This is a genomic window from Phormidium pseudopriestleyi FRX01, from assembly GCF_017313335.1.
GTDB lineage: Bacteria > Cyanobacteriota > Cyanobacteriia > Cyanobacteriales > Laspinemataceae > Laspinema > Laspinema pseudopriestleyi.
Genome location: NZ_JAFLQW010000103.1, coordinates 1 through 9,599, shown reverse-complemented (window position 1 = coordinate 9,599; position 9,599 = coordinate 1). Strand labels below are relative to the sequence as shown.

The 9,599-nt window shown below is 49.6% G+C and carries 8 protein-coding genes; 4 read left to right on the top strand and 4 right to left on the bottom strand.

Features of this window, described 5'->3' with window-relative positions; genetic code table 11:
- The coding region (gene ispG / locus J0895_RS04115; RefSeq protein ID WP_207086854.1) for a (E)-4-hydroxy-3-methylbut-2-enyl-diphosphate synthase at positions 1–779 on the bottom strand (779 nt) is incomplete at its 3' end.
- Positions 780–953: 174 nt separating this feature from the next.
- Entirely contained in the window at positions 954–1,220 is a 267-nt protein-coding gene (locus J0895_RS04110; RefSeq protein ID WP_207086853.1) for a hypothetical protein, read from the bottom strand.
- A gap of 315 nt (positions 1,221–1,535) precedes the next feature.
- On the opposite strand from J0895_RS04110, the gene J0895_RS04105 reads away from it, so the two are divergent.
- Entirely contained in the window at positions 1,536–4,676 is a 3,141-nt protein-coding gene (locus J0895_RS04105) for a serine/threonine-protein kinase (RefSeq protein ID WP_207086852.1), read from the top strand.
- Positions 4,677–4,744: 68 nt separating this feature from the next.
- On the opposite strand, the gene J0895_RS04100 is transcribed toward J0895_RS04105, so the two are convergent.
- Both J0895_RS04100 and J0895_RS04095 read right to left on the bottom strand, forming a co-directional pair.
- Complete coding sequence (locus tag J0895_RS04100; protein ID WP_207086851.1) at positions 4,745–4,933, bottom strand: DDE transposase family protein; 189 nt, start codon at positions 4,931–4,933, stop codon at positions 4,745–4,747.
- A gap of 46 nt (positions 4,934–4,979) precedes the next feature.
- Positions 4,980–5,861, bottom strand: a complete 882-nt coding sequence (locus J0895_RS04095) for a prohibitin family protein (RefSeq protein WP_207086850.1) — start codon at positions 5,859–5,861, stop codon at positions 4,980–4,982.
- Between the two features lie 667 nt (positions 5,862–6,528).
- On the opposite strand from J0895_RS04095, the gene J0895_RS04090 reads away from it, so the two are divergent.
- From J0895_RS04090 to J0895_RS04080, 3 genes are all read left to right on the top strand, one after another.
- The gene (locus tag J0895_RS04090) at positions 6,529–7,842 is read left to right on the top strand and encodes a hypothetical protein (RefSeq protein ID WP_207086849.1); all 1,314 of its coding nucleotides are present in this window, start codon (positions 6,529–6,531) and stop codon (positions 7,840–7,842) included.
- A gap of 75 nt (positions 7,843–7,917) precedes the next feature.
- A complete protein-coding gene (locus J0895_RS04085) occupies positions 7,918–8,616 on the top strand; it encodes a Uma2 family endonuclease (protein ID WP_207086848.1) in 699 nt (232 codons plus the stop codon).
- 169 nt (positions 8,617–8,785) lie between these two features.
- Positions 8,786–9,253, top strand: coding sequence for a VOC family protein (locus tag J0895_RS04080; protein WP_207086847.1), 468 nt, complete (start codon positions 8,786–8,788; stop codon positions 9,251–9,253).
- The last annotated feature ends 346 nt before the right edge of the window (positions 9,254–9,599 follow it).

Sequence of the window (9,599 nt, the reverse complement as noted above, 5' to 3'; positions counted from 1 at the left end):
CCATCCCCGGCTTCAGTGACCCCGAGGTGCAGGGGATAATCCATGCCTAAGTGATCCATGCGCTGCGCCATCAGACGATACGCCGCCAGCATCACCGGAACTCGGGATGCTTTCGTGGAAATGACCAGGTTGCGGAACTCTAACGATTCACAAATTTTGATAAATTCTAGGGCGGATTCCACCATCCCTTCGGGAGTATCGCCATAACTAAAGAGCATCCGTTCAGCCAGGGACCCGTGATTGACCCCAATTCGCATAGATTTACCTTGGTCTCGTAGAGAAATGACCAAAGGTTCTAGGGTTTCGCGGATTTTTTCCCCAATTTCTGCAAATTCGGTGGGAGTGTATTCGGTGCGGTTGGGTTTGGGTTTTTCAAAGACGTACAGCCCGGGATTGATTCTGACCTTATCGACGTGCTTGGCGACTTCTAGGGCAATTTTCATGCCATTGTGGTGGACATCGGCGACGAGGGGGACGAGTTGATAGGTCCGCGCCAGTCTTTGCTTGATTTCGGCCAGGGCTTTGGCATGGGCCATACTGGGGACGGTGACTCGGACAATTTCGCAGCCAATTTCATGGAGACGACGAATTCCGGCCACGGAGCCCTCAATATCTAAGGTATCTTCGTTAATCATAGATTGGACTACCACGGGGTTCCCGCCTCCGATGGTGATGTTGCCGACGGGAACGGGGCGGGTTTGGCGACGGTGGATGGTGGTATCCGTCAGGGCGGTATTGGCAGTGGGTTGGGCGGTGGTTGGGTTCGGGAGTGTTTGCATACTGGCGATCGCTCTTTCCGATAGTTGCTGTGCAGGGTAGTTGATTGGGTCCGGGGGCGCGATCGCATTCAGGCTTTGAGCCCTGGGGCTCAAAGCCCGTTTTCTGGCTCAGGCAATGGACGCGCCCGGGTGTTTCTAGTCTGGGTTCTGTTTTTTAGGTTGCCATAAATTTGGTCAATTTGGCGGAAAATCCTCCCAGAAAACTTCTTGGTGTTCCCCTAATTTCTCGTCACCCCACAGACTGAGGCATTCTCCCCTCCCGTCACGGGCCCTGGTTTTACCCAATATTCCAGACATTTTTGGATTGGGTTGATGACAGGGGACGAGAAACCGATAAGATAGGAAGATATTTTCGCCGATGGCAAGTCCGATCGCTGGCGATCGCGCCACGCTAATTTCTCGAAGGGTGCGATTCTTGCTGTAAAGACCTTTGTTGTTCAACGGATTGCTTGCATGGAAATCAATCGATTTGTTGTCACTGCCAGAGCTGTTTATCCTGAATGCAAGTGCTTCAAAATGCCAGGAGCGCTCGAACGAAGGCCCCTATTCAACCCATTGCCGGGGTTGTAACCCGTTGGCGATCGCATCGGTGATTTGATTTTCCCTATCCCCTGTCAGATTTTCTAAACCCGCGAAGGGGTGCCACCCGTCTAAATCATCATTTTAACCTCGCGATCGCATCCCAAAAACTCCAGAACAAAGGGGCAGTCTCGCCCCCGAAAACTATTCACTCAACCGCCGCAGCAGATCTAAGCTATGCAACTGATGAACGCCATGACCGGACAGCTCATCCAAGGGCGCTATCAAATCATCAAAGACCTCAAGCGAGGTGCTTTTGGTAAACTCTATCTGGCTGAAGACCGACAACAGCCGGACCAACCGCGCCCCTGTGTAATCAAACAACTCCAGCCGAATCTCTCCAATCCCACCCTGCTTGCCGAAGCCCGTGGGCGCTGGCAACGGGAAATCCAAGTCATGCAAAAATTAAGCGCTCATCCCCTGATTCCGGGAATTTTGGATGGGTTTGAGGAGGACCAAAAATTTTATATTGTTGAAGAATTTATCCCGGGTCAAGACCTGAGTCAAGAAATCATCCGAGGCAACCGCTGGAGTGAAGGCTTGGTGATGGCGCTATTACATCAAGTCCTGGAAGTATTAGCTTTCATTCATCAGCATTCGGTGATTCATCGCAATATTAAACCCTCTAATTTAATCCGTCGGAGTGGCGATCGCAAAATTATCCCGGTTGATTTCGGGTCTTTTAAAGAAATCGAAACCTTAGTCATCAATCCCCAAGGACAAGTGGGTACGGCGGCGATCGGCACTCCAGGTTATATCCCCATCGAACAACTCGGGGGCAAACCTCGCTTTAATAGCGATATCTATGCCCTCGGCATGACCGCTATTCAAGCCTTAACCGGCGTCCCCCCCCGAGAGTTAGAACGAGACCCCAAAACGGGTCAAACTCTCTGGCATCATTTGGCCCCGGTTAACCCTAAGTTGGCTCAGATTCTGGATAAAATGGTGCGCTCAGACTATCAAGAACGCTATCAACAGGCGACGGAGGTGATCGCTGATTTACGCTCTTTACATGAAATTGGCAATCTCCTCGATGGTCGCTATCAACTGGTAAGTCTGTTAGCCGAACGCCGATTTAGTAAAACCTTTTTAGGGGAGGATTTACAACGCCAGGACATGCCCTGGTGTACGGTGGAGCAAATTAAACCTGTTCAAAAAGAGACCTTTCCCTGGTGGGAAGCTAAAAGCTTTTTTGATGCGGAAGCGCAACTGTTACACCGTTTAGGCACTCATGACCGCATCCCCACGTTGCTGGCCGATTTTGAGCAAAATGGGGCCTTTTATTTGGTCCAGGAGCAGATTGAGGGACAGTTCCTTTCTCATGAGTTAATCCAGGGCAAAAAGTACGAGGAAAAGGAGGCAATCGCCTTATTACAAGAAGTCCTAGAAACTCTGGCTTTCGTTCACGAACATCATGCCATTCATTTGGATGTAACCCCCTGGAGTATCGAACGGCGTCAGTCCGACGGTAAGCTGATGCTGACTAATTTTGGCTCGGTGAAGCAAATTGGCACTCTGACGATTGACCAGGGCCAGTTAACGACTTCGACGGCGATCGGGACTCCGGGATATATGCCGAAGGAGCAAATGGTGGGCAATCCCCGCCCGAATAGCGATATCTACGCTCTGGGGGCCGTGGCCCTGCAAGCTTTAACGGGGGTCCGTCCAGATTATCTGGGGACGGAACCCCATACGGGAGAACTCAGTTGGCGCAAGCACGTTCAGGTGAGCGATCGCTTTGGGGCGATTCTGGATAAAATGGTGCGCTCTTATTTCCGCGAGCGCTATGAATCGGCTCGGGAGGTGTTAGCGGATCTACGCGCCCTCCAGGACCCGGTTCTTGCCCCCTTTCCGGAGTCGGTCCCGGGACCGATGGGGGCGGAGGCTCCGGTGTCTCCCCAGGTCGCCCCAGAGCAGCCCCAGGCCAACCTAGGGGCGAGTCCCCCAGGTAAAGCCAAGGCTCCCATCGGGGCTTCTGCTGTAGCGGGGGTCACCCAACTTTCCCAAAAGTTACCCTTTGCCAAACCCTGGCCCATTTTGGCAGGGGTGGCCTTGGTGGGAATTGCCGGGGTGGCGATCGCCATGAGCAATTCTCACCAAGCTCGTCAAGGGCGTCAGGACTCGGACAACTTTATCCAAAATGCCAGCTTGCTTTTGGAGTCTCAGGACTACCTCGAAGCCCTGGATCAGTGCGATCAGGCGATCGGGATTAAGGCTGATCATGCCTTAGCTTGGAAATGTCGCGGGGATGCGCTCTATCTGCTCGATCGCTATGAATCGGCTCTGGTGGCTTATGACAATGCCAGCCGTTTAGAACCCAAAAATGCCCGCTATTGGAACAATCGCGGGGAAACTTTGTATCAATTACAGCGCTACGAGGAGGCGATCGCAGCTCACGATCGCGCTTTAGAACTTCGCCGCAATGACGTGAATGCTCTCAAGGGTCGGGGCCTTGCTTTACTCAGTGTACAGCGCTACGATGAGGCATTGGCTGACCTGGATCAAGCCCTAGAAGTGGAGCCGAATGACCCCCAAGGGTGGGAACGCAAGGCGTTGGTTTTAGACTATTTACAACGTCCCCAGGAGGCCGATCGCGCTTTTGAACGCTCCCTGGCTGCTTATGATCTCCAGCTAGAAAGTAACCCGGATGATTTGAATGCCTGGTTGGAACGGGGTCGATTACTCAATCAGTTACAACGTCTGGATGAGGCGATCGCTTCGTTTGATCGCGCTTTGGAAATTAATCCAGAGTTTTATCTAGCCTGGAATGCTAAGGGAACGACGTTGTATAGTGCCTCTCAATTTGCGGAAGGGTTAGCAGCTTACGATCAGGCTCTGGCGATCGAACCGAATTTTTATAAAGGCTGGCATAATCGCGGCGTCTTGCTGAGTCTGGGGTTGGGTCGCTACTTTGAGGCGATCGAGGCTTTTGATCGCGCCTTGGCGATCGAGGAGAGTTTTCATCCGGCTTGGCGCGATCGCGGTTTGGCACAAATGGAACTACGCCGTTATTCAGAGGCGGTTACCTCGTTCGATCAAGCGGTGAAGTTTGAACCAAGGGATGGCAAATCCTGGGCGAGTCGGGGGGTTGCACTCAATGAACTCCGGCGTTATCCCGATGCGATCGAATCGTTTGATCAGGCGATCGCCACTCAAACCCAAGATGCCTTGGTCTGGACTCAACGGGGAATCGCCCTGGAGTCCATTGAACGGTACAATGAAGCCCTGGCTTCCTACGAAAAAGCTCTGGAAATTCAACCGAATTTCTCTCTGGCATTGGAGTCTCGCGACTGGGTTTTAGGCAAGATGGGCCGCTAGTCACCGATTGAGGGGAATCAATCGGTGTCTAATTACTTGTATGACACCGATGGGTTTTCCAGTACGGGTTATAACGGTTGGCACTTTCCAGTGCGAATTAAACCCACTCGACGGGCGATCGCCTCCTCCAAGGACTCAAAGGGTCCCCATTTCTCCACGAGTTCCGGGTTATCCGGCCCTTCCAGGCGATCGCCCGAGAGAATTTCACAGGTTCCATTTTTGCTCTTTCTAATATAGTAGTTGGTGGGTTCAGTCATTGGTTCAGGTCAATAAAAAGAGGGTTACAGCAGGATGGGCGATCGCCTAGGGTTGCAAAATCACCGGCACATTGGCATTATTACCCAACCCGCCCATAATTACCACTTTACTATTATTAGAATTGGCTAGGCGATCGGTTGCTTCAATACTTCGCCATTGCAAGAATTGAGAGGTTAAACCCGGGGAAATAATTTGTTGATAATCCGCAATTCCCAGGGCTTCAATGCGCTTTCGTTCCGCTTCTTGCCGCTCTTTTTGTAGCACCAATTCCATGCGCTGATTGTCCTGTTCTACCTCCATTTTCTGTTCAATGGCCGCTTGTAATTTCTCCGGTAGCGCCACATCCTTGAGAAAGGCTTCTTCGACGATAAAACCTAGAGGGGTTAAAGACTCCCGCATGGATAACCGCAGTCGCCGGGTGACTTCCTCTCGTTTAGCCGTGTAAATGTCTCTAGCGGGATAACTGGATGTAATTTCCCGAATAATCGCTTGAAACCGCGATCGCACGATTTCTCCATCATTGACACCCACATTTTGATACACATCCGCTGCACTATTCGGGTCTAAGCGATACTGGATCGTCCCCTCTACCACCAGGTTTAACCCTTCTTGGGAGGTGGCTGAAATTTTTTCCGGCATATCCCGCAAGCGCGTGGAAAACTTCAAAACATTTCCAAAGGGGTTCACCCAATGCACCCCAGGATTCAGGGGTTGGGGGTAAACCTTCCCAAACACCTCAATCACCCCAACTTTTCCCGATGGGATAATCGTAAAGGTTTTCAACAGGGAAACTGTCGCTGCTAAAATGCCGATTAATAGGGCAACAGCGCGCACAGTATTGCGATGTTTCTCATCCGAAAACTTCGGTCCGACGAGAACTACCAGAATTGAGAGTAGACTGGTGAGTATTGTGGCAATGAAGGTCATGGAATTACCTCAAACTGCTGTAATGAACAGGGCATCGACAATAAAATACAATTCAGTTTAAACTAAGCAAAGCGAAGAGAGTTTTTCTAGTTTTGCCCGGGGCAATCCAACTGTAGCCCCACGAATCTTGCTAGGATACCACACCGGATACCCCACCCGAGCGATCGCTGGACAACAATTTGCCATAATTTTTTTCGATTGATTGGGGACTTGCCCCTAGGAAATCACTAGATTCATGATCTGAGCAACACACCTAAACAGAACCTTGGTGCGCTTGTTTCACCAACAAACCCCCTGAATCCGGAAACTGCCCCGAAGTTTTTGTCATGGATAGGGCAGATGGGGCAGATGGGGAGTGTTCGTAGTAACGACTTCAGTCGTTATCCCCTGTTCGTAGTAACGACTTCAGTCGTTTCTTCCATTTAATCCTGTTTTCTATATAAACTGATTAAAAACCAAACTCCATCATCCCTCCACCTGTCTTCCCTGCACCCTATATCTCACAAAAAATATTTCACCCCTTCCTTAACATCGATCGCCCTGCAACCCGAACCAGATTTAAACCTTAATATCTGTTAATTTTCCTAAACGTATATTAAATATTCGCTGAAATCTGGGTTACAATTAAATGCGTCTTTTCAATTGGATCTGACTTGCCCCCAAATTCATGCTAGAAATCAACGCTCCTAACTTATATTTATTTAGTTACCATCTCAAAGAAGGGTTAGGCATCAGCCTAGAAAACAGTCAACGGAATTATCACTCAGTTTTAGAAAAAATAGTGGGGGATATTTCCGGATTAATCCCCGATGCGATCGCCCTGGATAGTCAGAAAACTTTCCTTGATGTTCAGTCCCAACCCACCGCCGATTTTAAATTTAAAGGAACCCTACATAACCACGCCATCCTGGGACGCTATCTGCGGCGAAGTCTCCATGATAGTTATGCCTTAATCTTTGATGGTTCAGTTCAGGAAAGATATAACGCCCATCAGGTTCAGAGTCTGCTGAGTACCCTGAAACCGCTCACTCTTGACCCCGATTCCCCCAATAATTTAGGACAAACTTGGCTGATTTCAGGCGTTTGGGAACATGGTAATTCCACTCAAATTGAAAAGCTGGCCGAAGAGAGCTATAAAACCTTAATCTCTCCCGAAGGATGGCATCATCAAGCAGCAGGAGACTATGTGGGGGTGAAACTGCATGAGTTTTGGCGGACATCGGGGGGAAAGACAAGGGAGACTATTGAAGGCAATAGTTATTTACTCCTGGTTCTGTATCCCGATCGCGAAACGTTTCAAGCGGGATGGGGTTTTTATGAACAATGGCAAGAAGTTTTATTATCTCGGCATCGGATTGTTTGGACGGACTACAATAGCCAATGGCTCAAACAACAGCTAATCAACCAATATCAACAGATTGAGGCGATCGCTGATTATTCTGCTCTGAGTCTCCATCTCCTCAAAACCACCATGCATACTCTATCTAGATTGTTAGGCGGATTAACGAGCTTAGAGAGACATCTCAATTCTATGGAAATCCAGCTCGAAAATTATGATCAATATTGCCACCAGTTAGAACAAGATGCCGATGGTTTAGGATTAACGGACCTCGCTTTTTTAAAAAAATTCAGCGCATCGGTAAAAGAAAGTTACATACCCAGGCTTCAAGGGGATATCAATGAGTTCCGCTTAAATTTGGAACGGATACAAACTCTAACCCAGATGCTTCAGGGTCAGGTGGAAATTCGTCAAGCCCAGCGCGATCGCACCGTTAAAACCGCAGTGGGCATCCTGGGAGTCGGACTGGGGACAGGTTGTATAGTAGCCGTCGCTTCGATGACTCATCCTCCTGTTCCCTCTGTGAATCCAGGGACAAATTCAGGTTTGACTGGGGTCTTATTGTTAAGTGTGATTTGCGGAGGGGTCGCCAGTTTAGTCACCTTTCTGGCTATTGTCCTCTGGCAAAAACTCGGGAAGTGATGCGGTGGTTAATCCGGCGATCGCACGTTTTTCCTGCTAAAATTAAGTCTAGCACAACCCCAGGGAGAAACGGCTATGGTTACAGAAGTGCGATCGCCCGAACCCCAGGCAACTCTCATCTACCCCGATAGCGATGGTCAACCAATGGCAGACAATACCCAACAATTGGCGCTGATCGTCTGGATTAAAGAAAATTTAGAACGGGTTTATGCTCAGGATCCGAATGTCTTTGTCGCCGGAGATTTGCTCTGGTATCCCGTTGAAGGGAATAACAAGCTCAGACAAGCGCCAGATGTGATGGTAGCATTCGGACGACCCAAAGGCTATCGGGGGTCTTACCAACAGTGGAAGGAAGAAAATATCCCCCCGCAGGTGGTTTTTGAAATTTGGTCTCCCGGGAACCGTCCCTCGGAAATGGCGAAAAATTTGGCGTTTTATCAAAACTACGGCGTTGAAGAATACTATTTATATCATCCCGATTTACTGGATTTAGCGGGATGGTGCAAGGGTGAGGGGAGTTTACACCCGATCGAACAAATGGACGGCTGGGTGAGTCCTCGCCTCGCTGTACGCTTTCAAATGGGAGAGACTGGATTGGAACTATATCGTCCCGATGGTGAACCTTTTCTGACAACGTTGGAACTAGAAGAACGGGCGCTACAGGCCGAAGAACGGGCGCGACAAGCTGAATCTGAACTGGAACGAGAACGCCAGAAATCCCAGGTACTTGCCGATCGCCTGCGGGAAATGGGAATTGATCCAGAGGAGTTGTAGGGAAATTTAATCTCGCATCCGGACCCTGATGCGATCGCATTTATCCCCTGGGCGATCGCACCACTTCTGGCAAAAATTCTCGGGATAAACCATTTCAATCCATCCCTGCTTACTCCACAATGTCCTGACAGATTTAAACCCTGATTACCCTCTCAAATGAGTCCATATCATGGAAATCAATTTAGAATCATCAACTTTTGCGATCGCGCCTGGCAGTTTGCGACAAGTTCACCATATCGCATTTAATGTCAGTGATTTGGCAGCATCCCGCCATTTTTATGGTCGGATCCTCGGGTTACAGGAACTGACTGGAGATGAAGTTCCCACCACCTTGCGGGAATTAGTCGCCACAGGGAAAGTTGCCAATTTTGTTACCCCAGATGGGACGGTTATCGATTTATTTTACGAACCGGATTTATTACCCCCGGACCCGGACCCGAAACGTGCCTTTACCCGTGCCAATCATCTCGCCTTCGATATTGATCCGCAGTTATTTGACGGCGCAGTTGAGGCACTTAAAGCGTATCAGGTGGCGATCGATAGCGGTCCCGTCACCCGTCCCACGGGACGCGGGATCTACTTTTACGATCCCGATGGGTTTATCATCGAGATCCGTTGCAATCCACTCGACAGTTGAGCGATAAAAGTCCGATCCGAATCTAGGTAAAATGGGGTTTGAGACTGTGGAAACCTGAGAAGATTTTCCGTCTCCTTGGTAAGGTGTAACTCTAGCCGCCGTAGGCATAAAAATCCCTGAAGATTTATCTGTAAAACGGGATACCAAATCCTGATTTTGGGCAGTCGCGGTTGACCTCTTCTCCGGATAAGGGTAGGGTTTGATGTTGCCACGAAGGGTCAATCCTTCCCGGAATCATCCACTGGATTCCCGGGTTAGGATACCTCGGCGATCGCCCTTCCCATCCCTCCATGAACTAGCTCTTTAAATAAAGAAGCCTTTCGCGATCGCGAAAGGCTTCTTTATT

What these genes read in the sequence shown, in the direction of transcription:
- J0895_RS04105 (WP_207086852.1), top strand. Translation starts at nt 1,536, where the DNA reads ATGCAACTGATGAACGCCATGACCGGACAGCTCATCCAAGGGCGCTAT.
- J0895_RS04100 (WP_207086851.1), bottom strand. Translation starts at nt 4,933, where the DNA reads ATGACTGAACCCACCAACTACTATATTAGAAAGAGCAAAAATGGAACC.
- J0895_RS04095 (WP_207086850.1), bottom strand. Translation starts at nt 5,861, where the DNA reads ATGACCTTCATTGCCACAATACTCACCAGTCTACTCTCAATTCTGGTA.
- J0895_RS04090 (WP_207086849.1), top strand. Translation starts at nt 6,529, where the DNA reads ATGCTAGAAATCAACGCTCCTAACTTATATTTATTTAGTTACCATCTC.
- J0895_RS04085 (WP_207086848.1), top strand. Translation starts at nt 7,918, where the DNA reads ATGGTTACAGAAGTGCGATCGCCCGAACCCCAGGCAACTCTCATCTAC.
- J0895_RS04080 (WP_207086847.1), top strand. Translation starts at nt 8,786, where the DNA reads ATGGAAATCAATTTAGAATCATCAACTTTTGCGATCGCGCCTGGCAGT.